The sequence below is a fragment of the Dietzia sp. IBK-p2-15D genome (assembly GCF_057773105.1).
Genome location: NZ_JBYMTK010000002.1, coordinates 153,318 through 178,440, shown reverse-complemented (window position 1 = coordinate 178,440; position 25,123 = coordinate 153,318). Strand labels below are relative to the sequence as shown.

25 protein-coding genes are annotated in these 25,123 nt (G+C 73.1%); 18 read left to right on the top strand and 7 right to left on the bottom strand.

Annotated features, from left to right (window positions below; translation table 11 throughout):
• The first annotated feature begins 46 nt into the window (after positions 1-46).
• The 3 genes from AC3DEV_RS03730 (at position 47) to AC3DEV_RS03720 (ending at position 2,757) form a co-directional block, all read left to right on the top strand.
• Positions 47-1,588, top strand: coding sequence for an acyl-CoA synthetase (locus tag AC3DEV_RS03730; protein WP_488371328.1), 1,542 nt, complete (start codon positions 47-49; stop codon positions 1,586-1,588).
• A gap of 8 nt (positions 1,589-1,596) precedes the next feature.
• On the top strand, positions 1,597-2,433 hold the full coding sequence (locus AC3DEV_RS03725; RefSeq protein ID WP_488371327.1) for a sigma-70 family RNA polymerase sigma factor: 837 nt from the start codon (positions 1,597-1,599) through the stop codon (positions 2,431-2,433).
• A gap of 87 nt (positions 2,434-2,520) precedes the next feature.
• The gene (locus AC3DEV_RS03720; protein WP_067711567.1) at positions 2,521-2,757 is read left to right on the top strand and encodes a DUF1059 domain-containing protein; all 237 of its coding nucleotides are present in this window, start codon (positions 2,521-2,523) and stop codon (positions 2,755-2,757) included.
• A 38-nt stretch (positions 2,758-2,795) separates the two neighbouring features.
• On the opposite strand, the gene AC3DEV_RS03715 is transcribed toward AC3DEV_RS03720, so the two are convergent.
• Positions 2,796-4,130 carry an amidase gene (locus AC3DEV_RS03715; protein WP_488371326.1) on the bottom strand — a complete coding sequence of 445 codons (1,335 nt, stop codon included), beginning with the start codon at positions 4,128-4,130 and terminating at the stop codon, positions 2,796-2,798.
• A 146-nt stretch (positions 4,131-4,276) separates the two neighbouring features.
• Here AC3DEV_RS03715 and ftsH point away from each other — a divergent pair, with 146 nt between their 5' ends.
• From ftsH to AC3DEV_RS03660, 11 genes are all read left to right on the top strand, one after another.
• Complete coding sequence (gene ftsH, locus AC3DEV_RS03710; RefSeq protein WP_256820007.1) at positions 4,277-6,826, top strand: ATP-dependent zinc metalloprotease FtsH; 2,550 nt, start codon at positions 4,277-4,279, stop codon at positions 6,824-6,826.
• A 34-nt stretch (positions 6,827-6,860) separates the two neighbouring features.
• Positions 6,861-7,484, top strand: coding sequence for a GTP cyclohydrolase I FolE (folE, locus tag AC3DEV_RS03705; RefSeq protein WP_067711572.1), 624 nt, complete (start codon positions 6,861-6,863; stop codon positions 7,482-7,484).
• Positions 7,485-7,525: 41 nt separating this feature from the next.
• Positions 7,526-8,344, top strand: coding sequence for a dihydropteroate synthase (gene folP, locus AC3DEV_RS03700; protein WP_488371489.1), 819 nt, complete (start codon positions 7,526-7,528; stop codon positions 8,342-8,344).
• Positions 8,344-8,754, top strand: a complete 411-nt coding sequence (gene folB / locus AC3DEV_RS03695; RefSeq protein ID WP_256820009.1) for a dihydroneopterin aldolase — start codon at positions 8,344-8,346, stop codon at positions 8,752-8,754. Before folP ends, folB begins: the two co-directional genes overlap by 1 nt.
• Positions 8,751-9,281: a 2-amino-4-hydroxy-6-hydroxymethyldihydropteridine diphosphokinase gene (folK, locus tag AC3DEV_RS03690; RefSeq protein ID WP_067711575.1), complete on the top strand. Its 531-nt coding sequence runs from the start codon at positions 8,751-8,753 to the stop codon at positions 9,279-9,281. The genes folB and folK overlap by 4 nt, the downstream gene beginning before the upstream one ends.
• Complete coding sequence (locus AC3DEV_RS03685; RefSeq protein ID WP_096906109.1) at positions 9,278-9,754, top strand: DUF3180 domain-containing protein; 477 nt, start codon at positions 9,278-9,280, stop codon at positions 9,752-9,754. Before folK ends, AC3DEV_RS03685 begins: the two co-directional genes overlap by 4 nt.
• Before the next feature lie 100 nt (positions 9,755-9,854).
• Positions 9,855-11,099 carry a DUF6779 domain-containing protein gene (locus AC3DEV_RS03680; protein ID WP_488371325.1) on the top strand — a complete coding sequence of 415 codons (1,245 nt, stop codon included), beginning with the start codon at positions 9,855-9,857 and terminating at the stop codon, positions 11,097-11,099.
• Between the two features lie 159 nt (positions 11,100-11,258).
• A complete protein-coding gene (locus AC3DEV_RS03675; RefSeq protein WP_185951154.1) occupies positions 11,259-12,212 on the top strand; it encodes a Rossmann-like and DUF2520 domain-containing protein in 954 nt (317 codons plus the stop codon).
• Positions 12,209-13,195 carry a pantoate--beta-alanine ligase gene (gene panC, locus AC3DEV_RS03670; protein WP_259821981.1) on the top strand — a complete coding sequence of 329 codons (987 nt, stop codon included), beginning with the start codon at positions 12,209-12,211 and terminating at the stop codon, positions 13,193-13,195. Before AC3DEV_RS03675 ends, panC begins: the two co-directional genes overlap by 4 nt.
• Positions 13,196-13,621 (top strand): aspartate 1-decarboxylase, encoded by a 426-nt coding sequence (gene panD / locus AC3DEV_RS03665; RefSeq protein ID WP_067711586.1) that lies wholly within the window; start codon positions 13,196-13,198, stop codon positions 13,619-13,621.
• Between the two features lie 16 nt (positions 13,622-13,637).
• Complete coding sequence (locus AC3DEV_RS03660) at positions 13,638-14,408, top strand: type III pantothenate kinase (protein ID WP_488371324.1); 771 nt, start codon at positions 13,638-13,640, stop codon at positions 14,406-14,408.
• Between the two features lie 232 nt (positions 14,409-14,640).
• Here AC3DEV_RS03660 and ygiD read toward each other — a convergent pair whose 3' ends face one another.
• Positions 14,641-15,441, bottom strand: a complete 801-nt coding sequence (gene ygiD, locus AC3DEV_RS03655) for a 4,5-DOPA-extradiol-dioxygenase (protein WP_488371323.1) — start codon at positions 15,439-15,441, stop codon at positions 14,641-14,643.
• Positions 15,442-15,714: 273 nt separating this feature from the next.
• Between ygiD and AC3DEV_RS03650 the strand changes: the two genes are divergently transcribed.
• From AC3DEV_RS03650 to lysS, 3 genes are all read left to right on the top strand, one after another.
• Positions 15,715-16,170 (top strand): rhodanese-like domain-containing protein, encoded by a 456-nt coding sequence (locus AC3DEV_RS03650; RefSeq protein WP_259821977.1) that lies wholly within the window; start codon positions 15,715-15,717, stop codon positions 16,168-16,170.
• Positions 16,171-16,219: 49 nt separating this feature from the next.
• Entirely contained in the window at positions 16,220-17,152 is a 933-nt protein-coding gene (gene glsA, locus AC3DEV_RS03645) for a glutaminase A (protein ID WP_317470205.1), read from the top strand.
• Between the two features lie 62 nt (positions 17,153-17,214).
• Entirely contained in the window at positions 17,215-18,849 is a 1,635-nt protein-coding gene (gene lysS, locus AC3DEV_RS03640; RefSeq protein WP_488371322.1) for a lysine--tRNA ligase, read from the top strand.
• Between the two features lie 16 nt (positions 18,850-18,865).
• Here the strand turns inward: lysS and AC3DEV_RS03635 are convergent, their stop codons facing one another.
• Positions 18,866-19,537 (bottom strand): DUF1801 domain-containing protein, encoded by a 672-nt coding sequence (locus AC3DEV_RS03635; protein ID WP_488371321.1) that lies wholly within the window; start codon positions 19,535-19,537, stop codon positions 18,866-18,868.
• Between the two features lie 70 nt (positions 19,538-19,607).
• The gene (locus AC3DEV_RS03630) at positions 19,608-20,345 is read right to left on the bottom strand and encodes a L,D-transpeptidase (protein ID WP_154829051.1); all 738 of its coding nucleotides are present in this window, start codon (positions 20,343-20,345) and stop codon (positions 19,608-19,610) included.
• 158 nt (positions 20,346-20,503) lie between these two features.
• Between AC3DEV_RS03630 and AC3DEV_RS03625 the strand changes: the two genes are divergently transcribed.
• Complete coding sequence (locus AC3DEV_RS03625) at positions 20,504-21,154, top strand: L,D-transpeptidase (RefSeq protein ID WP_154829050.1); 651 nt, start codon at positions 20,504-20,506, stop codon at positions 21,152-21,154.
• A 10-nt stretch (positions 21,155-21,164) separates the two neighbouring features.
• On the opposite strand, the gene AC3DEV_RS03620 is transcribed toward AC3DEV_RS03625, so the two are convergent.
• The 3 genes from AC3DEV_RS03620 to hrpB form a co-directional block, all read right to left on the bottom strand.
• Positions 21,165-21,728, bottom strand: a complete 564-nt coding sequence (locus AC3DEV_RS03620) for a hypothetical protein (RefSeq protein ID WP_069389612.1) — start codon at positions 21,726-21,728, stop codon at positions 21,165-21,167.
• 111 nt (positions 21,729-21,839) lie between these two features.
• Positions 21,840-22,391: a hypothetical protein gene (locus AC3DEV_RS03615; RefSeq protein WP_488371320.1), complete on the bottom strand. Its 552-nt coding sequence runs from the start codon at positions 22,389-22,391 to the stop codon at positions 21,840-21,842.
• 95 nt (positions 22,392-22,486) lie between these two features.
• Complete coding sequence (gene hrpB / locus AC3DEV_RS03610; protein WP_488371319.1) at positions 22,487-25,066, bottom strand: ATP-dependent helicase HrpB; 2,580 nt, start codon at positions 25,064-25,066, stop codon at positions 22,487-22,489.
• Positions 25,067-25,123: the final 57 nt, after the last annotated feature.

Below are 25,123 nucleotides of genomic sequence, written 5' to 3'. Positions count from 1 at the left end.
TGCCTAATTCGTGATCCAGATCACGTTCGGCGGTTAGCCTGGCAGCATGTTTCCAGGAACCTTCGCCGCCACCACCCCCGACAAGCCCGCGGCCATCCGCCCGGCGACGGGGGAGCAGATCACGTACGCCGAGCTCGAGGCGCGTTCCGCGCAGCTCGCGCATCTCCTGACCGACGACTGGGGGCTGCGTCCCGGTGACACGATCGCCGTGGTCTCGGACAACACCCTGGAGATGCTGGAGATCTACTGGGGGGCGCTGCGCTGCGGCCTGTACATCGCGGCCATCAACCACCACCTCACTGCGGACGAGTCGTCGTACATCATCGGCGACTGCGGGGCCCGGGCGCTGTTCGTCTCCGCCCCGGTCGCCGACCACGTCGACGTCTCCCCGAAGGCGCATCCGGGCGTGGAGCACCGCGTGGTGTTCGGCGGCGCGCTGGAGGGGTTCGAGGACTACCGGACGCTGCTCGAGGGCAGGTCGACCGAGCCGCCCGCCGACCAGCCCCGCGGCCACGACTTCCTCTACTCCTCCGGCACGACCGGCCGGCCGAAGGGCGTGCGCGTCGACCCGCCGGAAGGGCAGATCGACGAGGTGCCGGACAGCTACACGCCGGTGTTCAGCTTCCTGTACGCCTTCAACGCCGACAGTGTCTACCTGTGCCCGGCACCGCTGTACCACGCGGCCCCGCTGCGGTTCTGCGGCGTGGTCAACTCCGTCGGCGGGACCGTGATCCTCATGGACCGCTTCGACGCGGAGGAGGCGCTGCGGCTCATCCAGGAGTACCGGGTGACGCACTCGCAGTGGGTGCCGACGATGTTCGTGCGCATGCTCAAGCTGCCGGAGGAGACGCGGGCGCGTTACGACGTGTCCAGCATGACCCACGCGATCCACGCCGCCGCGCCGTGCCCGCCCGAGGTCAAGCGGCGGATGATCGAGTGGTGGGGCCCGGTGATCCACGAGTACTACTCGGCCACCGAGGGCATGGGCATCACGTTCATCAACTCGCAGGAGGCGCTCGAACGCCCCGGTTCGGTGGGTCGCGACGGACTCAAGGGCATCGCGCACATCTGCGACGAGGAGGGCAACGAGCTGCCCACCGGCGAGATCGGCACCATCTACTGGCAGCAGGACGAGGGCACGTTCTCGTACCACGGCGACCCGGAGAAGACGGCGTCCGTCTTCCACCCCGAGCACCCCAACTGGTCCACCTTCGGCGACGTGGGCTACCTCGACGAGGACCGCTTCCTCTACCTCACCGACCGCAAGGCGTTCACCATCATCTCGGGCGGGGTGAACATCTACCCGCAGGAGATCGAGAACGCCCTGGTCCTGCACCCGGCGGTCGAGGACGTCGCCGTGATCGGGATCCCGGACGAGGAGATGGGCGAGAGGGTGCACGCCGTGGTGGTACCGGCCGCCGACCGTGCGGGCGACCCCGGCCTCGCCGACGAGATCCTCGGCGCCCTGCGCGGGAAGATCTCCGACTTCAAGATCCCGCGGGGCCTGGACTTCGTGGACGAACTGCCCCGCACCCCCACCGGCAAGCTGGTCAAGCGCCGGATCGTGCAGCAGTACACGAGCGTCTAGCGAGGGGTATGGACCGGACCTCCGAATTCGAGAGTGAACGACCCCGGCTCGTCCGGATCGCCGCCCGCGTGCTCGGTGACCCGGCGGAGGCGGAGGACGTGGTCCAGCAGGCGTGGCTCCGGCTGGCGCGGGCCGACACCCGGGCGGTCGACTCACTCCCGGCGTGGCTCACCACCGTCGTGACCCGCCTCTGCCTGGATCGGCTCAAGGCCGTCGTCCCGCCCCCGACGGAGCCCGTCGACAGTCCGGCACCGGATCCGGGCCCGTCCGACGAGGTGCTCCTCGCGGAGTCGATGGGCGCGGCACTGCACGTCGTGCTCGACCGACTCGCCCCTGCCGAGCGGGTGGCGTTCGTGCTGCACGACTCGTTCTCGGTCGACTTCGCCACGATCGCCGACGTGTTGGACTGCTTACCGGCCGCGGCTCGCAAACAGGCGTCGAGGGCGCGCGCGAAGCTCGCGGTAGCGGGTCCCGGCGTCGAGAAGGCGGACTGGCTCGTCGTCGACGCCTTCCTCGACGCCGCACGCAACGGTGAGTTCACCCGGCTGCTCGGTCTCCTCGCGCCGGACGTGGTGGTGGCCGGTGATCCGATCGCGGTCGGCCTCGGTACCCCGGTCGGCATCGAGGGCCGCGACGCGGTGGCGGAGTTCTTCAACGGGGCCGCCGCCGCGGCGTTGCCGGTGTTCGTCCACGGGCGGCCGGGCGCGGCCTGGTTCGATCGCGGCGTGGCCCGGGTGGCGTTCGACTTCCGGATCGCCGGCGGCGTGGTCAGCCGCATCGACTTCCGTGCGGACCCGGTCGTGCTCGCCGCGATCCGCCGCCGCAGCGAGGGCGAGCCGAGATGAGCGGGGCGGTCACACTTCCGGCCGCCTGCTCGTCATCAGGGTGAGGCGACGCGCTCCGGCGTCGTCCGGACAGGGAGGATCGACCCCATGAAGACCATGACCTGCAAGGACCTGGGTGGGCCCTGCGATCTGCCGCACCGCGGTGACACCGCGGACGAGGTGATCAACGCCCAGGACGCCCACCTCAAGGAGCGCGTCGGGGCCGGCGACGACGCCCACGTGCCGGCGCGCGAGGACATGAAGAGCCGGTGGCGGCGGCCGCGGCAGTCACTCGGGTGGTACCGGGACGTCAAGAAGAGGTTCGCCGACCTGCCGGAGGACTGACGCCACGCGGCCCGCCGACCCGCCCCTGCCGGCCAGTGTCAGCGACCGCCGCTCTCGATCACCGCCGCCAGCGCGAGCAGTGTCGCCTCCGAACCGGGCCGCCCGACGAGCTGGACCGAGGTGGGCAGGACCCGGCCGAGGGGGGTGTGGGTGGTGCCGCACGGGACGGACACGGCGGGCCAACCGAGCACGTTGGCCAGCGGGGTGAACGGGGAGAACCTCATCGACGCCCACAATGACCGGCCCCAGGAGCGTCGGTGCCAGTCGGTCGCCTCGGGTGGCACGTCCGCCAGCGACGGGGTGAGCCACACGTCGATCCCCGCCGAGTCCATCGCCCGTTCGACCTCCGCGCGGAGCGTCTCCACGCCACGGTTCCAGCGGGTGTCCCCGTCTCCCGCGCCGCCGCGACGGAAGACCGTCCGGCCGAGCAGTGCGTGGTGCCGGGTGCGTCGCTCCATCGCGGACAGGGGCAGGTTCTCGTCCTCCGCCGCCCGTGCGACGCCGGTGGTCCAGCGCGCAAGATAGAGCACGGGGTCGGTGGGGGAGGGCAGGGTGGTGTCGACGACGACGAGGTCGGCCCCCCGCAGCACCTCCGCGGCCTCCCGGGCCGCGCGCGTCCAGGGCGCGTGGATGCGCACCAGATCGCGGTCCAGCCGGATCGGGCTGGCCACGGACATGCCGATACGCGTCCCGCCGGGGACGGGTCCGACGTCCGCGAGTTCCGGACGACCGGCCATCACCGACAGGGCCAGCGCGACGTCGCCGACGGTCCTGGCCAGCGGACCGGATTCGGCCAGGCCGCCCCAGTTGTCGCCGGCCAGGCGGGTGGGGACGACGCCGGGCCCCGGCTTGATGGTGACGATCCCGCACGCCGCGGCGGGGATGCGCAGGGACCCCATCCCGTCGTCGCCCACCGCGAGCGGGACCATGCCCGAGGCCACCGCCGCCGCGGACCCCCCGGAGGACCCGCCGGCGGACAGGGCGAGGTCGCGCGGGTTGCGGGTGATCCCGTGGGCGTCGGAATCGGTCATCCCCCAGGCGCACAACTGGGGTGCCGCGGTGATGCCCACCGGCACCGCGCCCGCGGCCAGCAGGGGGGCGACGACCGGGTTGTCCAGGGTGACGGTGCTCTTGACGGCCAGCGGTACCCCGGCCAGGGGCAGTGCCGCACGGTCGGCCGGGCTCGCGGCGTCGACGGCGGCCCCGGCCGCGCGGCCGTCCGCCCGCAGCAGGGAGGTGAAGGCGTGCAGCGAGGGGTCGAGGTCGCCCACCCGGTCGAAAGCCGCGTCGAGGGTGGCCAGCGCGCCGACGGCACCGGTGCGTACGGCCTCGGCGGTCTCGGCGGCGGAGAGGGGGTCGGTGGTCACGGCCATGATCGTACGACCCCGGCGGTGTCCGCCCATGGCGATCATCACGGTGGGAGGCCCCGCTCGGCGGGTAGCCTGGGGCGATACCGACGAAGTCGGATGCACGACCGGGCCCGTCGACCGGCTGGGCCGTCCTTCCACACGAGGACCGAATGGAACGCAAGAGCAATACCGTCTTCCGCAACGTCGCGATCGCGGGCGTGATCATCCTGGCGATCGTCGGCTTCTCGTTCTTCACAGGAGATGACCGCGACTACGCCGAGGTCGACACGTCGGTGGCGTTGGCACAGGTCGACGCGGGGAACGTGAAAGAGGCGCTGATCGAGGACCGGGAGCAGCAGCTCCGGCTCACGCTCGAGACCCCGATCGCCCCGGAGGACGGTGCGGACGAGACCGACAAGCTCCTCGCCAAGTACCCGGAGCGGGCGGCGGACCAGGTCTTCGACCGGGTGGCCGCGGCGGAGCCGGAGAAGTACGACACCGCGGTCAACCAGCAGGGTTTCCTGTCGCAGATGCTGTCGTTCCTGCTGCCGATGCTCATCCTGTTCGGGTTGCTGTTCTACTTCATGTCCCGCATGCAGGGCGGCAAGGGCGGACTGTTCGGCGTGGGCAAGTCGCGCGCCGTGGAGTTCACCAAGGACATGCCCCAGACCACGTTCGCCGACGTCGCGGGCGAGGACGAGGCGGTCGAGGAACTCAACGAGATCAAGGACTTCCTCCAGAACCCGGCGCGCTACGAGCGTCTCGGCGCCAAGATCCCGCGCGGTGTGCTGCTCTACGGCCCGCCCGGAACGGGCAAGACCCTGCTGGCCCGCGCGGTCGCGGGTGAGGCCGGGGTGCCGTTCTACTCGATCTCGGGTTCGGATTTCGTCGAGATGTTCGTCGGTGTCGGCGCCTCGCGGGTGCGTGACCTGTTCGAGAAGGCCAAGCAGAACGCGCCCTGCATCGTGTTCGTCGACGAGATCGACGCGGTGGGCCGGCACCGTGGCTCGGGCACCGGCGGCGGCCACGACGAGCGTGAGCAGACGCTCAACCAGCTGCTGGTCGAGATGGACGGGTTCAGCGACCGCGAGACCGTCATCATGATCGCCGCGACCAACCGCCCGGACGTACTCGATCCGGCGCTACTGCGGCCGGGGCGTTTCGACCGCCAGGTCCCGGTGACCAATCCCGACCTCAAGGGTCGCGAGGCGATCCTCGCCGTGCACTCCGCGGGCAAGCCGCTGGCCGAGAACGTCAACATGACCTCGCTGGCCAGGCGCACGATCGGGATGTCGGGCGCGGACCTGGCCAACGTGCTCAACGAGGGCGCCCTGCTCGCGGCCCGGCTGGGTCGCGACGAGATCGACATCGACATCCTCGAGGAGGCCACCGACCGGGTGGTGGGCGGCCCCCGCCGCAAGCACCGGGTGATCAGTGAGCACGAGAAGAAGGTCACCGCGTACCACGAGTCCGGCCACGCGCTGGCGGCGTGGGCGATGGAGGACCTCGAGCCCGTCCACAAGGTCACCATCCTCGCGCGTGGGCGCACCGGTGGTCACGCACTGGTGGTCCCCGAGGACGACAAGTCCTTGATGACCCGGGCAGACATGATCGCCCGCGTCGTCATGGCGATGGGTGGCCGCGCCGCCGAGGAGTACGTCTTCGGTGAGCCCACCTCGGGCGCCAGCTCGGATATCGAGCAGGCCACCCGGATCGCGCGGACGATGGTCGCCGAGTACGGCATGAGCGCGAAGCTCGGTGCCGTGAAGTACGGCGGCGAGGGCGGGGACCCGTTCCTCGGCCGCGGCGGTTCCGCGGCGGGGGAGTACTCGCCGGAGGTCGCCAAGATCATCGACGACGAGGTGCGCCGCATCATCGACTCCGCCCACACCGAGGCCTGGCAGGTCCTCGAGTCCAACCGCGACATCCTCGACGCGGTCGCGGGCGAACTCCTCGAGAAGGAGACCCTGCGGCAGGACGACCTCGAGAGGCTGTTCGCCGACGTGGTCAAGCGGCCGCGGATCACCGAGTTCGACGACTTCGGTGGACGCATCCCGTCGGCCCGTCCGCCCATCAAGACCCCGGGGGAACTGGCCAAGGAGCGTGGCGAGCCGTGGCCCCCGCCGGTGACCGATCCGTTCGCCATGCCGGTCCTCCCGGCCGGCCGCGACGCCGAGGACGCCCGTGATCCGGGCGAGGCGGACGGCCCCGGCGACGACGGGGGTGACCGCAACGGCGTGGGCGCCCCTGTGGGGATGCCCGGTGGCGGCTCGGGCCGTGGCGTGCCCGCCGGCGGCGGGCAGCGTCCGACCGGTATCCCGGCCTACGGCACGCCGCCGCCCCCGGGCTGGTCGGCGCCGGGCTGGCCCCCGCGTCAGCCCGCGCACCGCGGTGACCGGGGGCCGAGCGGGGCCGAGACCACCCGCCTGCCGGCCGCGCCCGAGGGCCTGCAGAGGAACGACGGCTCCGGGAGCACCAACGGCTCCGGGAGCACCAACGGCACCGGGGGCACGGAAGGATCCGGGAGCGCTGACGGTCCGGAACGGGCCGGTCGGAGCGAGGGGCCGTCCGAGGCCCCGACCCGGGCGTGGTCGGCGGTGGGCGACGGCGGTGACGGCGACGCGTCCGGCGGGTCGACCCCGGGCGCCGTGGACCGCGGTTCGCACCGCCGTGAGGACAAGGACGCCGACTGGCGTGCGCCGTGGGAACGTGAGGACTGACCGCACGGTCGACTCCGTGCGAGAAGAGGAATGAATGACGACGCCTGACCACATACCCGCCGCCGATGCCCGGTCGCTCCCCACGGGGCGGGTCTTCGATGCCGAGCGCGCCGAGGCCGCGGTCCGCGAGCTGTTGATCGCCGTGGGCGAGGACCCGGAGCGCGAGGGGCTGCAGGACACACCCGCGCGGGTGGCCAGGGCCTACCGCGAGGTCTTCTCCGGGCTGTACACAGACCCGTCGGAGGTGCTGTCCAGGACCTTCGACGAGGACCACCGCGAGCTCGTGTTGGTGCGGGACATCCCCATCTACTCGACCTGCGAACACCACCTGGTGCCCTTCCACGGCGTCGCCCACATCGGCTACATCCCGGGACAGTCCGGGGCGGTCACCGGTCTGAGCAAGCTCGCCAGACTGGTGGATCTCTACGCCAAGCGGCCCCAGGTCCAGGAACGGCTCACCAGTCAGGTCGCCGACGCGCTGGTCGACAGGCTCGCACCCTCGGGCGTGCTCGTGGTGATCGAGTGCGAGCACCTGTGCATGTCGATGCGGGGGATCCAGAAGGCGGGGGCGGTCACCACCACCTCGGCCGTCCGCGGCAACATGCGGACCAACGCCTCCACCAGGGCGGAGGCGCTCGGCCTCCTGCGCGGGACGTGAGCGCGCCCGGTCTGCTGCCCCGCCCGGACCGGTGCGCGGTGATGGGCGTCCTCAACGTCACGGCCGATTCCTTCTCCGACGGTGGGCGCCACCTCGCGCATCACGATGCCGTCGCGCACGCCCGACGCATGGTCTCCGACGGCGCCGACCTCATCGACATCGGTGGGGAGTCCACCCGGCCCGGCGCCCTCCGCGTCGAGGAGTCGGACGAGGAGCAGCGGGTCGTCCCGCTGGTCCGTGCGGTGTCCGGCCTCGCGCCGGTCTCGGTGGACACCATGCGCGCCGGGGTGGCGTCGCGTGCCCTCGAGGAGGGCGCCGCGATCGTCAACGACGTCTCGGGCGGGCTCGCCGACCCCGACATGTTGAGGGTCGTGGCCGAGCACCGCGCCTCCGTCATCCTCATGCACTGGGTGTCTCCGGACGAGTACCGCGCCGGCGCGGGAGGCCGATCCGACTACGGCGGGGATGTCGTGGGTGCGGTGCGCGACCACCTGGCCCGCCGCGCCGACGCCGCGATCGCCGCGGGGGTCGACGCCGCCGACATCGTGCTCGACCCGGGCCTCGGCTTCGCCAAGGACGCCGACGACAACTGGGCGCTGCTGCACGGGCTGGACCGGCTGATCGAGCTGGGGTTCCCGGTACTCGTCGCCGCGTCCCGCAAACGATTCCTCGGGTCGCTGCTGCCCGGATCGGACGCCCGGCCGCGCGAGGTGGCGGGCCGCGATCCGGCGACGGCCGCGATCACGTCGCTCTCCGCCGCCGCCGGCGCGTGGGCGGTCCGGGTCCATGACGTGGCCCCCAGTGCGGACGCGGTGCGGGTGGCCGCCGCGTGGGCCGCCGGACGGGCGGGGGTGAACTGATGGCGGATCGCAGCGAACTCGACCGGATCGAACTGCGGGGCCTGAAGGTGCGCGGCACGCACGGGGTCTTCGAGCACGAGAAGCGGGACGGCCAGGACTTCCTGGTCGACCTCGTCCTGTGGACCGACTTCACGGCCGCCGCCGCGTCCGACGACCTGGCCGACACCGTCGACTACGGGGCGCTGGCCCTGTTCGCCCGTGATGTGGTGGCCGGACCATCGCTCGACCTCATCGAGACCGTCGCCTCGCGGATCGCCGACGGGATCATGGAGATGGCCCCCGGTGCGGACGCGGTGGAGGTGACCCTGCACAAGCCCCAGGCGCCGATCCCGGCGGAGTTCGCCGACGTCGCCGTCGTGGCCCACCGCTCGCGCGCGGGCGGGAGCGCCGCCGCGGGGGGAGAGCGGTGAGCTGCCGGGCGGTGCTGTCGATCGGCGGCAACCAGGGGGACGCTCTCTCGCTGCTGCGGGGGGTCGTCGACGCCGCGGCCGCGGACGGCATCCTGCGCGCGGTCTCGTCGGTGTACGCCACCCCGCCGTGGGGCGGCGTCGAGCAGGACGACTTCCTCAACGCCGTCCTCGTCGTCGACCATCCCGGTTCCCCGACGGACGTCCTCGAGTGGGGTTTCGCCCGCGAGAGGGCCGCGGGCCGGACCCGCGAGGTGCGCTGGGGTCCGCGGACCCTCGACGTGGACGTGGTGACCGCCGAGCTGGACGGTGAGCCGGTGGCGTCCGACGACCCGGGGCTCACGCTGCCGCACCCCCGCGCGGCCGAGCGGGCCTTCGTGATGGTCCCGTGGCTGGAGATCGACCCGGCCGCCCGGCTGGACGGGGTGCCGGTCCGGGAGTGTCTCGACGCGCTCGATCCCGGGGACGTCGCCGCGGTGCGCCGGCTGCCCGATCCGTTGGCTCCCGGCGGCCCGGGGGGAGTGACATGACGCGTGTCGCGAAGTCCACCCTCGTCCTGGTGGCGCTCGTCGCGGCGGTGGCCGCCTACGTTCTCACCGGGTCCTTCCTCGGCGCTGTGACCCCGATCGGCTTCGGCTGGGTGACCCTCGTGGCGATCGCGGTGGTCGACGTGCTGCTGTCCCTGCGGATCCGCGCCGCGATCTCCGACGGCGGCGTCGGGCAGGACCGCAGCCAGATGCACCCGCTCACCATCGCCCGCAGCGCCGCCCTCGGACAGGCCTCCGCCGTGCTCGGCGCCGCGGGCGCCGGGGCAGGGGCCGGGCTGACGCTGTACTTCCTGTCACGGCTCGGCGACCTCGCGGTGGCGGGCGCGGAGCTGCCCGCATCAGTCGCTGTCCTGGTGTCCGGCGCGGTGTTGGTGGCGGCGGGACTCTTCCTCGAATCGGCGTGTGAGACGCCCCCCGACGACGACGAGAACGGCGGCCTCGCCGACCCCGCCTGAGGGGCCCGAGCCGGACCGGTCCTCTCATGCCCGCCCCCGTTACTGCAGACACGCGCTGGTTACCCGTGTGACCCGTGATTCTCCGCGTATCATGCGGGGCATGAGTTCCGACGGCGCGATGGACAAGCCCCGGTCAGCTCGCCCCGCGCGAGGCGACGATCGTGGACTGGCGAACATCGCCCTGGGGGTGCTGCTCCTCCTGGCGATCATCGCCACGGTCGTGATGGTCTTCTCCGACAACCCGGTCTGGATGCGCATCGGGACACTCTCCGCACTGTGGGCCGCGTTCATCGGCGCGTTCCTCGTCGCCCGGTACCGGCGGCAGGCCGCCACCGAGGCCGCCCGGGTCCGCGACCTGCACACCGTCTACGAACTGCAGCTCGAGAGGGAGATCTCCGCCCGCCGGGAGCACGAGCTCGTCGTGGAGCGGGACCTGCGGGCCTCGGTGCGCGCCGAGACCAGTGACTCGATCGTCGCACTGAGGCAAGAGATCGCGGCGCTGCGCGAGCAGCTCGGCGCACTGGGCGTCAGTCTCCCCGAGGACCGCTTCGCGGTCGGTGGGCTCGGTCCCGCCGGGCAGCTGGGTGCGGGATCGTCGCTGCCGTCCGTCCCGTCCGAGCGGGTGGCGCCCCGTCGGCGTGCCCCGGGATCGGACTCCGGCCCGGTCGCGGGTCCCCGTTCCGCTTCCGGCGCGACGCGGTCCCCCGCATCATCGGCCTCCGGCGTCGGTCCGGACGTCACCCCGAGCACCGAGCGCACCGAGCGACTGACCCCGGTCTCCGATCGGGAGTCCCGGTCCGACACGCCGGCGGGGGACCCCCGTCGCCCGGCGGTGCGCCCCACGTCCGGCGCGCGCGATGCGCGTTCCGCTGCCGGCAGCAGCGCCGGCAGCAGCTCCGGCTTCGGCTCCGGCGCCACCTCGCGACCGCAGGCACGGCCCGAGCCCGCCAGCTCGCCCGAGCCCGCGCGTACGCCCGCGAATACGAGCACGAGCACGAGCTCCCGGCCCGCGGCGTCGGCCGTCGAGGGCGCCACGTCGGACAAGACCGCCGCGTCGGGATCCCCGGTGGCGTCCGGGGGCGCGGCCGCGTCCGGCTCCTCGGAGAAGGCAGGCAAGCACGAGTCGTCCCCCTCCGAGAAGGCCGGCAAACACGAGTCGCCCGCCACCGCCGGCGAGACGGCCGCGCAGCCGCGGTCGCAGTCGACGCAGGCCCCGGCCACCGAGTCGGCTTCGCCGAGTCGCCACGGCGAGGGCTCGGGTCTGTCGGTGGCAGAACTCATGGCGCGGCTGGGGGAGGGGTCCGAATCCACATCGGGCCGCCGCCGCCGTCGCGCGGAGGACTGAGCCGCGCCGACGGTGGCGCCGCCCCTCGCATCGGTTGTGTGAAGTACGCCACTCGATGCTGCTCGTGGCCGCAGCCGCGACTACTCTCGCCTGCGAGATGTCCGGGACCCACCATCAGTGAGTGGGCCTGGAACGGATCGAGCACTGGAGCACCCTGAGATGTCCGACCACGGCGTCACCGGAACACCCCCTGCCCGCCTGTCCATCGGCCTCGTGTCCGCGGGTCGCGTGGGCACCGCTGTGGGCGCCGCGCTCGAGCGGCGGGGACACGTCGTCTCCGCCCTCGTCGCACGCTCGTCGCAGTCGCGGGACCTCGCTGCCCGCCGCCTCCCCGAGGCCCGCATCACCGATCCCGCCGACGCGGCGGCGGCGGGCGAACTCCTCATCCTCGCGGTGCCGGACTCGGCCCTACCCGGGGTCGTGGCCGAGCTCGCCGACGTGAACGCCTTCCGGCCGGGCCACATCGTCGTCCACGTGGCCGGCGCGGTGGGCGCGGAAGTCCTGCGCCCCGCCGCCGACGCCGGTGCCGTGGTCGTCGCCGCGCACCCGGCCATGACCTTCACCGGGGGAGCGGCCGATATCGACCGCATGGAGGGGTGCTCGTGGGCGCTCACCTCCCCGGACGAGATCGGACTGGTCGTCGGCCAGATGCTGGTCATGGAGACCGGTGGCCTGCCCGTCACCGTCGCCGAATCCCATCGGGCCCTCTACCACGCGGCCCTCGCGCACGGCGCCAACCACCTCGTCACCCTCGTCAACGACGCCGCCGAGGCGCTCGCCGCGTCGTTCGCCGTCCTGCCCGGGGGCGGAGTCGAGGGCGATCCCGACGGCATGCTCGGGCAGGACGCGGAGGCGCTCGCGCGCCGCACCCTGGAGCCGCTCCTGCGGGCCGCCCTCGACAACGTCCTGGCCTCCGGGGACTCGGCCCTGACCGGTCCGGTGATGCGCGGTGACGCCGTCACGGTCTCCCGCCACCTCGATGCCCTCGAGGACGTCGACGGGGGCATCGCCGCCGGCTACCGGGCGCTCGCGTTGCGCACCGCCGACCGCGTCGGGGCCGGAGCCGACGTGACCGACCTCCTGGCCCCCGACCTCACGGAGCAGCTTCGATGACCCCCACCACCTTCGCGGTCCGGACCGCGGTCCCCGGTCGCCCGAACACCGGATACAACCGGGGTGAGCTGACCATTCACCACGACCCGTCCTCGCTGCGCGCGGTCACCGAGTCGCTGCGCAAGGTCGGCAAGCAGATCACGTTCGTCCCCACCATGGGCGCCCTCCACGAGGGGCATCTCGCGCTGGTCGAGGCCGCCCGCCGCACCCCGGGGTCGGTCGTGGTGGTGTCGATCTTCGTCAACCCTCTGCAGTTCGGGCCCGGCGAGGACCTCGACGCCTACCCGCGCACCCTCGACGAGGACGTGGCCCGGCTCGCCGACGCCGGCGTGGAACTCGTCTTCGCGCCCAGCGCGGCCACCATGTACCCGGACGGACCCCGCACGACGGTGCAGCCCGGCCCGACCGGTGAGATCCTCGACGGGGCCGCGCGACCCGGCCACTTCGCCGGGATGCTCACCGTGGTGAACAAGTTGTTCAACATCGTCTCCCCCCACCAGGCGTTCTTCGGGGAGAAGGACTACCAGCAGTTGGTGCTCATCCGCCAGATGGTGGCGGACTTGGACATGGACGTGCGTGTGGTCGGCGTCCCGACCATCCGGGAGTCGGACGGGCTGGCGATGAGCTCCCGCAACCGCTACCTGTCCGCCGAGGAGCGGGAACTGGCCACCGTCCTCAACGCCGCCCTCGTGGCGGGGACGTTCGCCGCGAAGGGCGGGCGCCGGGCCGTCGTCGACGCCGCCCGCGCGGTCCTGGACGAGCGGCCGCAGATCACGATCGACTACCTCGAGCTGCGCGCCGGGGACCTCGGGGAACCGCCGGAGGAGGGTCCCGGCAGGCTCCTCGTCGCGGCCCGCATCGGGACCACCAGACTCATCGACAACGTCGGCGTGGCGATCGGCACCGGCTTCGTCGCCGCCGCCGAGGCCACCGTCGCCGCCCAACAGGCCGAGATGGCCCGTGACCTCGAGGAAGGCCAGTAGATGCAGCGCACCATGCTCCACTCCAAGATCCACCGTGCCACCGTCACCCAGGCCGACCTGCACTACGTCGGTTCCTGCACGATCGACGCCGACCTCATGGACGCCGCCGACCTGCTCGAGGGCCAGCAGATCGACATCGTCGACATCGACAACGGCGCCCGCCTGACCACCTACGCCATCACCGGCGAGCGCGGCTCCGGCGTGATCAGCATCAACGGTGCCGCCGCCCACCTCGTGCACCCCGGCGACCTGGTCATCATCATCGCCTACGCCCAGATGTCCGACGCCGAGGCGCGGGCCTACTCCCCCCGCGTGGTGTTCGTCGACGGCGACAACCGCATGCTCACCGAGGGCACCGACCCCGCGGACGTGCCCGAGGGCTCGGGTCTGAAGAACCCCCGCGTGCCGGAGCCCGCCGCCGTCTAGGCAGCGCGGACAGAAGATGCTGCTCACCGTCGACGTCGGCAACACCCACATCCGGCTCGGCATCTTCCCCCCGGGCGGCGGGCCGCTCGAGCGCACCTGGAGTATGCGCACGTCACCGGCGGTGACCTCGGACGAACTCGCCCTGACGATCCGCGGCCTGCTGGGGGACTGCGCGCAGCAGCTCACCGGTATCTCCGCGATGTCCGTGGTCCCGTCTGTCACCGGGGAACTGCGCCGGATGGCCGTCGACTACTGGCCGGGACTTCCGGCCGTCGTCGTCGCGCCCGGGGTGAAGACCGGGGTGCCGCTCAAGGTCGACAACCCGCGGGAGGTGGGCTCGGACCGCGTGGTCAACGCGTTGGCCGCCCACACGCTGTTCGAGGGGCCCGTCGTCGTCGTCGACGTCGACACGGCGACCACCGTCGACGCCGTCTCCGCCCGCGGCGAGCTGCTCGGTGGGGCGATCGCGCCCGGCATCGACATCTCCGTCGACGCCCTCGCCGAGCGCGCCGCCGCCCTGCGCAAGATCGAGGTCGTGCGACCCAAGGGGGCCCTGGGCAAGAACACCGTCGCGGCACTCCAGGCCGGCATCGTGATCGGGTTCGCCGGCCAGATCGACGCACTCGTCGACCGGCTGCGCACCGACGTCCCCGAGCTCGCCGACGCCTCCGTCGTCCTCACGGGGCTGCGCGCGGACGTCGTGGCGGAGGAATCCCGGACCATCACCGACGTCGAGCCCGAACTGGCGCTGGAGGGCCTGCGGTTGGTGTTCGAGCGCAATTCCTGAGCTGAGCAGCTCGCCGAGGTTCTCCCTCACACGCAGGGGCTCCCGCACACGCAGGTCCTGCCTCGCACGCAGGGGCTCCCGCGCATGGACTCCCGCTCGCGCCCCTGTCCGCCGGAAACGCAGCCGCCCGCGGCGATGGCGTCTGGCCTGCACCGCGGGGCGCGCGAGACGCCATCGAGAGAGGCGACTGTCGGGGGCGAGCAGGCGCCCGAGCGGATGCCGGGGCCGTGGCTCAGGCCGCCGAGCGGTAGCTGGTCATGGAGACCGAACCCCAGGCGTAGCCCCTGGTGAACGCGTCGAGCGTCTCGCCGGAGCCCGCCGCCATTCCCGCCGTGTACAGCAGCGGCAGGAAGTGGTCCGCCGTGGGCACGGCCAGCCGGGCGTCCGGGTGCTCGGTCAGCGCGAGGGCATCCTCGGGGCGCGTGGTGAGCAACTCCCGGGCGTGGTCGTCGAACCGGTGGGCCCAGTCGGTGCCCGTGTCGCCGAGCGACGGGTCCACCGCCGCGAGGTTGTGCACCACGTTGCCGCTGGCCAGCACGAGGACGCCCGAATCCCGCAGGGCGGCCAGCCGGGTGCCCAGGTCGAAGTGGTAACCCGCCGGCTTGGACGCGTCCACCGACAACTGGGCCACCGGCACGTCCGCGTCGGGGAACACGTGCGTGAGGACGGACCACGTCCCGTGGTCGAGGCCCCAGGAGTCCTGGTCGGCGCCGACCCAGGTGGGCTTGACGGCTTCGGCCACCTCGTCCACGAGCTCCGGGGCGCCCGCGGCGGGGTACTCGAACTCGTTGAGCTCGCGGGGGAAGCCGTAGAAGTCGTGGATGGTGCGCGGCGCCGACATCGCGGTGACGGCGGTGGCGCCTATGTACCAGTGCGCGGACACGGCCAGTACGGCCCGCGGCCGCTCGGGCAGGGATGCGCCGAGGGCGGCCCACTGGCGGGTCCACTCGTTCTCCTCGAGGGCGTTGAGGGGAACGCCGTGGCCGATGAAGACGGCGGGTTGACGGGCGGTCGAGGGGGACGAGGCGGTCATGGTTCTCCTTCTCTCATATACATGATGCATCAACTACCCGGCCGGGCGCCAGTGTCGACCGCCACGCCGGCCCCGTGCGCCGGCCCCGTGCGCCGGCCCCGCGCGCGAGCGGCCCTTGCGGCAGATAGACCGGTCTGTCTACTATGGCCGCATGACAACGCGACGAATGCCCCCGGCCGGTCCGGTGGCCTCCGCGCGCGTCCAGCACAGGTGTCCCCGACCGGCAGGCCCCCGCCACACCCCAGCCGCCCTCACCTCTCCCGGGAGCACCGCATGACCACCAGCTTCAGCACCACCTCCGCCACGGCGGGAACCCCCGCCACGGCGACGTCGTCCAGCACGGGCGCCGCGACCAGCCTCGCCGCCGGCGACTACCCCGCGGCGGTCCGTGCGGGCGCCCTCGTCGTCGACATCCGGTCCCGGGCCCAGCGTGAGCGCCAGGGAGTGCTCGCGGGCGCCGTCGCGGTGGAGGCCCGGCCCGTCGTCGACCTCCTCGACCCCCGATCGGCCGCGCCGCTCGCCGCCGTCACCGACGGCAGGGCGGTCGTCCTCGTCAGCGATGACGGCCTCGATGCCGAATTGTTCGCCCTGGAGCTCCATTCGCGCGGCGTCCGCGGGGTCCGCGCGGTGGACGGCGGCCACGACGCACTCCGGGCCGCCCGGGCGCTGGCCCTGCTCTCCGGGGCCGACCACCTGCTGCGGGAGCGCTCGGCCATCTCGGCACACTGAGCCCGGTCGACCGGGGGCGTCGGCACGCCGGCGCCGGTACGGTCGCACCATGACGGACATCTCCGCGGACCTGCTGGCCGAGATCCTCGACGAGGTGCGGGAGGACGCCTCCGGCGACGTCGTCCCCCACCTCGGCGATTACGAGCACCCCCACCCCGACGCCCTCGCGCTGGCGGTCTGCGACCTGGACGGCCACGTCGTCTCGGCCGGCGATGACGAGACGCTCTTCGACCTGCAGTCCGCGTCCAAACCGTTCGTCTACGCGCTCGCGCTGGACCAGAAGGGCGTCGACGTGGTCGCGAAGCGGATCGGGGTGGAACCCTCCGGGGACCCGTTCAACGAGATCTCCCTCGAGGCCGGCACGGGCCGCGCCCCCAACGCCCTCGTCAACGCCGGCGCGCTGGCCGCGCACGCGCTGGTGGGGGAGGAGGACGACGACGAGGACACCCGTTTCGAACAGATCCGCGTGATGTTCTCCCGCCTCGTGGGCCGGGAGGTCGAGGTCGACCAGCAGATCATCGACATCGAGTCCCGGAGCGCCCACCGGAACCAGGCGCTCGCGCATCTGCTGGCGGAGGAGGGCACCCTGGCCGACGACCCCCACCAGGTGGTGTCCGGGTACGGCCGGCAGTGCGCGATCCGGGTGGACACCCGCGAGCTGGCGCACATGGCCGCGATGTTCGCGGGCGGCGGGCGGCTGCCGGGTGACGGTGAGCAGGTCCTGGGTCGACGGGCGGTGCGCTACGCCAACAGTGTGATGTTCACGTGCGGCATGTACGACGCGGCCGGGGACTGGGTCTACCAGGTGGGTCTGCCCGCCAAGAGCGGCGTCTCGGGGTGCCTGTTCGCGGTGGTGCCCGGCCGGCTCGGGGTGGCCGCGTACTCGCCCCGGTTGGACGAGCACGGCAACAGTGTGCGCGCCGCCGCCGCGATCGAGGCGCTGTCCGACCGACTGGAGCTGCACGTCCTCGACATGGCCTGAGGCCGACGGGTCGCAGCCCACGGGTTCGGTCCCCGGGCCGGTCACGACTATCCTCGACAGTCGTGACCGATTCGACTCCCGCCGCGCCCGGGGCCGCCACCGGTGAGCCCGCCGACGACACCCCTGAGCAGCTGCGCATCCGCCGCGACAAGAGGCAGCGTATCCTCGACTCCGGGGCGCAGGCCTACCCGGTGGAGGTCCCCCGTACCCACGGGCTCGCCGAGATCACCTCGGACCCCCGCTTCACCGCGCTGGAGCCGGGTGAGGAGACCGACGCCCGGGTCTCGGTGGCGGGCCGGGTCCTGTTCATCCGCAACACCGGCAAGCTGTGCTTCGTGCGCCTGCAGGACGGTCTCGACCCGTCGGCGGACCTGTCCGCCCCGGTGGCGGAGGGGGAGGTGGGACCGCTCACGCCGCAGCTGCAGGTGATGCTCTCGCTCGCCAACGTGGGCCAGGAGCGGCTCGACGCGTGGAAGCAGGACGTTGACCTGGGTGACCACGTCTCGGTGACCGGCCGGGTCGTCCGGTCCAAGCGCGGTGAGCTGTCCGTCATGGCCGATTCCTGGGTGCTGGCGGCCAAGTCGCTGCGCCCGCTGCCGGTGGCGCACAAGGAGCTGAGCGAGGACACCCGGGTCCGCCAGCGCTACACCGACCTGATCATGCGGGACGCCGCCCGCCGCAACGCCATCACCCGCATCAAGGTGGTCCGCGCCCTGCGAGACGCGCTGGAGAAGCGCGGCTTCCTCGAGGTGGAGACGCCGATGCTGCAGACGCTGCACGGCGGCGCGGCGGCCCGGCCGTTCATCACCCATTCCAACGCGCTCGATCTGGACTTGTACCTGCGCATCGCCCCCGAGCTGTTCCTCAAGCGGTGCGTGGTGGGCGGGATCGAGCGGGTCTTCGAGATCAACCGCAACTTCCGCAACGAGGGCGTGGACTCCTCCCACAGTCCCGAGTTCGCGATGCTCGAGACCTATCAGGCCTACGGGGACTACGACACCTCGGCCACGATGATCCGCGAGGTCATCCAGGAGGTCGCGCACGCGGTGTTCGGCTCCACGACGGTCACGCTCGCCGACGGCACCGAGTACGACCTCGGCGGGCAGTGGCGCGAGATGCGGATGTACCCGTCCCTCAACGAGGCGCTGCGCGCCAAGCACCCCGGGGTGGTGGGGGACGACGACGAGGACCCCGTCACGGTCGACTCGACGGTCGACGAGCTCACCGAACTGGCGGGGAAGGTCGGTCTCGAGGTCCCCAGTGGCCAGGGGTGGCTGCACGGCAAGCTCGTCGAGGAGCTCTGGGAGCACCTGTGCGGCGATCAGCTCGACGGACCGGTCTTCGTGCGGGACTTCCCCGTGGAGACCTCGCCGTTGACCCGCGATCACCGCACCGACCGCGGGGTCACGGAGAAGTGGGACCTGTACGTCCGCGGCTTCGAGCTGGCGACCGGCTACTCGGAGCTCGTCGATCCCGTCATCCAGCGTCAGCGCTTCGAGGACCAGGCACGGCTCGCGGCGGCGGGTGACGACGAGGCGATGGTGCTCGACGAGGAGTTCCTCGCCGCGATGGAGCAGGGCATGCCGCCGACCACCGGGCTCGGGATGGGGATCGATCGACTGCTCATGGCGCTGACCGGCCTGGGCATCCGCGAGACCATCCTGTTCCCGATGGTCAAGCCGCTGCCGCGCGACTGACGGCGGCGGCCGTCTGTCAGGGCGCCCCCGGGTCGGTGCCGCGGTCGGTGTCGCGGTCGGTGACGCGTCGGCCCCACGCGGACGCGACCATGTCGCGCAGCGCGCGGGCGTCGATCCGGTCGAGCCTGGTCACGTAGAGGCAGCCCTTTCCGCTCTTGTGGGGGCCGAGTCGGGCCAGTTGCTCCTCCTCGTCCGGCCCGCCCAGGAGCCCGTAGAGGGATGTCGCCGACGACCTCGGGCTGAAGCCCACCACGAAGGTGTCGCCCTCCCGGCCGCTGTCGTAGACGTAGTGGCTGTGTCCGTATCCGACGATCGAACCGGCCCACATCGAGGCCGGCTCCCCGGTGATCTCGTCGAACATCGCGAGCAGTCGCAGGCCGTCGTCGACGCGCCGAGCGGTGGGAAGGCCCTCGATCCATTGCCTCGGCGGCGCCCCGGTGGGTAGTAGCGCGGTGTTGTCGTTGCGGCCGGTGGCCGCGGGCCGGGACACGGGGGCGGAGAACGCGAGCCCGGCGGCGGTCAGCGCCTCGCGCAGGACGCCGAGCTGGGACGGTCCCACCCCGTGGAGCGCGAGGACGTCCTTCTCCGGGGTGCCGTCGAGGTGCCGCAGGTCGGTGATTCCCGCGGTGGCCAGGGCGCGCGTCGCCGGGGCCGAGAGCCGTGGCAGCGGCAGCGGGGGACCTGTCATGCCCACGACGCTAGACCGACACGCACGGCCGGGCCAGGCTCAGGTGCACAACGATCGCCCCGCCCCGTGGTCAGAATGCGACGATCTCGTCTCCGACCCTCAGTTGCTCGAAGAAGTGTGCGGCCGCCTGCTGGCCCAGGTGGACGCACCCGTGGGACGGTTCGTCCAGCCGACCCTGGTGGAATGCCATGCCGTCCACGGTGAAGTAGGTCGAGTACGGCATCGGGGAGTCGAAGACCCGGCTGTGGTCGTGGCGCACGTGCCGCAGGATCCGGTGCGCGCCCCGCGCGGTCTCGTAGCCGGGCATGCCGGTGGTCACGGGGACGGGACCGTAGGTGATCTCCCCGTCGTCGACCATCCAGGCCCGCTTGCCGTCGACGTCGACGCACGCCCGGGCGGTCGGTGGGCACCGGGATGGCGCGGGTTCGCCGACGGCGTCCGGGGCGCCGGGACCGTTCCCGAGCAGGGTCTGACGCGTCAGTTCGTCCACCTCTCCGGCCTCGACGGGGCCGCCGGCCAGCACGTCGCGGGCGACGAGGTCCACGTCGGTCAGGTGGGCCGGCCGCCCCTGTTCCTCCAGGACCCGGTGGGCGACCGAGCGGACCATCTGCTCGTCGACGGCCACCGGCTGCGGGGGCGCATCGGTCACGATCCGGGTGTCCGTCTCCGTGACACCGGCGGCGTCGGCGGGCGGGGTGGCCGAGGGCGACACCCCGGACGCGGTCCCGGCGGCGGAGGCGCCGAGCAGCGCGGCGGCGCCGAGGGCCAGCAGGCGGACCCGGCCGGTGGTACTACTCCGAGAGGCCATGTCGCGACCCTATCCATTCCCCGCCCGCGGGTCAGCCGGCCCGCGAACTCCCGGGCCCCGCTCGGCACCCTCCCGCCGCGGGCCCGTCCGTGGGGACGAGACCGGAACGTGATTGCGAGTCGCCCGTCCAGGTGATCCGGGTGGGCGATAATCCGGGGATGGACACACTCTTATCGCGCGCGGGAGCGGTGGTGGCCGCCGCGCTGATCGCCGTCGGAGGGGCGGCCCCGGTGGCGTCCGCGCAGTTACCGGTCGCCCTCCCGGCTGAGGTGCAGCAGGTGGTGGACCAGGCACAGGCGGGCTCGGCGCAGGCGGAGGAGCAGGTGCGGACCTCGGTGGGCGGCTCGCTCGCCGCCGCCGGCATCACCCCGCCACCCGGCCTCGCCCCGCCACCCGGTCTCGCCCCGTCCCAGGCCCGCTCACCGCAGCCCGCCCCGCTTCCGCCTCCGGACCCGACCCCGCAGAGCCCGTGCCCGCGCACCGCCGCGGCGTGTGTGGACCTGGACGGCAACCGGACGTGGCTGCAGTCCGGGGAGCGTCTGAGCTACGGGCCGGTGCGGATGTCCCACGGCATGGCCGGTTGGGAGACCCCCAGGGGGACCTATCAGGTCACGCGAAAGGTGCGGCACGAGGTGAGCCGGTTGTTCGACAACGCGCCCATGCCCTACGCGGTGTACTTCGTCGGGGGGATCGCGTTCCACGAGGGCGACCCCACGGTCGAGTCGCACGGCTGCATCCGCCTGGACCAGCCCGCGGCCGCCACCTTCTTCGATCGGCTGCAGGTCGGCGACACGGTGGTGGTCTTCTAGATCACCCGCACTAGATCACCCGCGCGTCCATCGTCCGGTGGCCCGAACCGGGGTCGGGGTGGACGTACTCGGCGGTGAAGGCGGCCCACGCCGACACCGCCGCCACCGTGACGAAGCCCAGGGCCGCCACGTAGGGCCCGAAGGTGACCGACGCGTCCGCCGGCAGGCCGGACAGCATGGGTTCCGCCTCCCCCGTGGAGGCGATGAGGATCCACACGAACGCGAGGTGTCCGACCAGGGCGCCCGCCGCCACCACCGCGGCGGCCAGTGCGAACGCGCCCAGTCGCGTCACCGCGGTCGCCGCCACCAACAGGAGCATTCCCACCAGGCCCAGGTAGAGCACGGGTGCCACGCTGCGGACGTCGATGAGGTCGGTGATCCCCAGCGCGGTGATCTGCTCTCCCCGCCCGGTGCTCAACCAGGGCAGATAGAGGCTGAGCAGGGCCACGGCCAGGCCTCCGACCTCCACCAGTGCGCAGAGCCGACTCCGTCCGCGGGATATGACCTTGGTCCGGGTGGGGGTCCTCGTGGGAAGGGGGATCCGGTGGGGTGGGGGAGGTGTGTACGCGGCCATGAGGATCGCCTTTCGGCGACGCCGGGCCGCCTGTGTGGTCCTGACCTGATGATATGCCCGAACCGTCAGTGCATCCACCCGATGCGGCGGGCCCGCGTCGGCCGGTGTCGTTCAGCTCCGGAGGTGTCGCCCCGCCTCGACGTCCGGGAAGAGGTAGTCGGCGGCGCGGGCCGCCCATACGGACCCGGCAGCCACGAGGACGAACCCCAGCGCGGCCACGTAGGGGCCGAACGTCACGGATGCGTCGGACGGCAGCCCCGCCAGGATCGGGTCCGCGCTGCCGGTGGAGGAACCGAGCGTCCACACGAATGCGAGGTGAGCGGCGAGCACGGCCAGCGCCACGATCGCGCTCGCGTAGGCGAAGGCGCCGAGCCGGGTCACCGTGGTCACCGCCACCAGGAAGGACATCAGGACCAGCCCGAGGAAGAGGGCCGGGGCGACGCCGCGGACGTCGATGATCTCGGTGATGCCGATCGCCGTGATCTGTCCGCCCCCGTCGGCGGAGAGCCAGGGGAGGTAGAGGCTGAGCAGCGCCGCTCCGAGGCCCGCCACCGCGATGAGGGCGCCGATCCGGTTCCGCACGTGCGGGATGAGCCCGTCGTGGGAGGGGGACGTCTCGGAGCGGTCCTCGCGGTGGGGCGCGCGAGGCGTGTACGCGGTCATGTCGATCACCCTTCCGGCACGGACGTGCACTTGTGGTGTACGTCACATCCTAGTCCCGGATCGCCCGGCGATCCACCGCCGGTCACCGCCGTCGGTCACCGCCGCCGGTTCGTCCGGCGGGTCGGCTCGGCGGACATGGGATCCTCCGGCCACGGGTGCCTGGGGTACCGCCCCCGCATCTCCGCGCGCACCCCGGGATAGGCCTCGCGCCAGAAGAACGCCAGGTCCCGTGTCACCGCGAGCGGCCGGCCGGCGGGCGAGAGCAGGTGGACGGTCACGGGCACCCGGCCGTCGCAGACGCGGGGGGAGGTGGTCCAGCCGAAGCACTCCTGCAACTTCACCGCCAGCACCGGCGGGTCATCGGACCCGACCTCCGGGTAGTCGACGCGGTACGACGACGAGGAGGGCACCTGCAGGCGGTCGGGCACCAGCTCGTCGAACCGACCGGCCTCGGGCCAGGGCAGCAGTCGGCGCAGCGCCGGTCCGAGGTCCCGTCCCGCCAGCCGGGAGCCGTGGGCGAGGGCGTCGATCTCCGGACCGAGCCAGTCGTCCAGCCGCTCCGCCAGCCCGTCGGCGGACACGTCCGGCCACGGCGGGCCGAGCTCCCGGTGTGCGAGCCCGAGACGGCGCCACAGCCGGACCGCGTCGTCGTCGGGACCCAGCGCGGCGAGTCCGCCGGCCCGGACCACCGCCGCCACCGCCCGTCCGGCGGCCGCGGGGGAGGGCCGGACCGGTGTGGAGGAGAGCTCGATCGCGCCGAGCCGCCGGATGCGTCGCCCCGCCACCGAACCACTGTCGAAGACGGCCGTCTCGTCGTCGTCGAGGAGGTGTGACGCCGCACGTTCCGCGGTCGGCCGGTCCACGGCGGCGCCCGCGCGGATCACCGCGCCGGCCTCTCCCGCCGCACGCCCGGAGGCGCGACCCACCTCGGCGACCGCGAGCCATTCGTGGCCCGCCAGTGCGGAACCCGGCGGCACCACCGCGCCGGTCCCGGAGGCGAAGGTGTACTGGTCGCCGCGTCGGCGCGCGACGCGGTCCGGGTGGGCGAGCGCCACGACCGTCCCGACGGCGTCCGCCAGCGGGATCCCTCCACCCGGCTGGCCGCGCCCGCTACGCCCGTCACCGCGGCCGCCCCGCGCGATCCGCTCGAGGCGGCGGACCTCCCGCTCCCACGACGAGGCGTCCGGCGCGCGTCCCGACCGCAGTGCCCGCAGGTCCGCGACCAGGTCACCGCCGGGCGAGCGCCGACCCGAGGCCAGCATCGCGACCACCTCGGCGGCCGTCGTCGCCCCGACGAGCCCCGCGCCGTCGAGCAGCGCCCGGGCGTGACGCGGATCGGCCGGCACCCGTGCCAGGTCGCGCCCGCGGTCGGTCACGCGGCCGTCGTCGTCGACCCCGCCCAGGCCGTGCAGCACCGCCTCGGCGCGGGCGATCTCCCCCGACGGCGGCGGATCGGGCAGCGCCAGCCCCTCGCCGCGGGGAGCACCCCAGCAGGCCACATCGAGCGCGAACGTCGTCAGGTCGGACGTCGCGATCGCCGGGGTGCGGTGGTCGGGCAGGTGTGAGTACTCCTGCTCCGTCAGGCAGCGCACCGCCACACCGGGGCCGAGCCGGGCGGCCCGCCCCGAGCGCTGGACGCACGAGTCCCGCGACGCCGAGACCGTCACCAGCCCGGTCATGTCCCGCGCGGTGTCCCGGCGCGGTTCGCGGCTGAGGCACGCGTCCACCACCAGCCGCACCCCGGGCACCGTCAGCGAGGACTCCGCCAGGTCGGTCGACACCACGATCCGCGGCAGCACCGCGTCGCCCGGCCCGGTCCGTCTCCCGGAACCCGACACCGCCCGGTCCTGCGCAGCGGCGTCCAGCCCGCCGTGCAGCGGCAGGACCTCGACCGCGTCGCCCGACCTCCCCGACAGCGCGCGCACGACCCGCTCGATCTCGCGCACACCCGGCAGGAACACCAGTGCGTCGACGCCACTCGCGGCGACCTCGCGCGCCGTCACCGCGGCCACATGGTCCAGGAAGGCGTCGGTGACCCCGCGGGCGTCCAGGCGGGCCGCCGGCGGCGGGGCGTACCGGATCTCCAGTGGGTGCAGTTCCGCAGGGACGTCGACGACCGGCGCCGCGGTGTCCGGGGCCCCGGCCCCGCCGCCGAGCAGCCGGGCGAAGCGCCCGGCCTCCACCGTCGCGGACATCGCCACCACCGGCAGATCGTCGCGCAGTTGCCGCACCTCACACAGCAGTGCGAAGGCCAGGTCGGACTCGACGTCGCGTTCGTGGACCTCGTCGAGCACCACGGCCCCGACACCGGGCAGGTCGGGATCGGCGAGCAGTCGGCGCACCAGCACCCCCGGCGTCACGAACTCGACGAGGGTGTCGCTGCCGACACGCGAGTCCCCACGGACGGTGTAGCCCGCCACGTCACCGGTCCCGGTCCCCGTGAGCGCGGCCAGCCGCCGGGCGGCCGAACGGGCGGCGACCCGACGGGGCTGGGTGACGACGACCCGCCCCGACACCGCGTCGGCGACCGCGGGCGGGACGAGTGTCGTCTTGCCGGTGCCGGGCGGTGCCTGGACCACCGCGGTGCCCGCCGTGGCGAGGGCGTCCCGCAGGGCGGGCAGGGCCCGGGCGAACGGCAGCCCGCGGCCGATGCGGTCGAGATCGAACGCGCTCACGGCGCCCGGCCGCCGATCGCGTAGCTCATGGCGACGACCCTAGTGGCCGGGGATCCG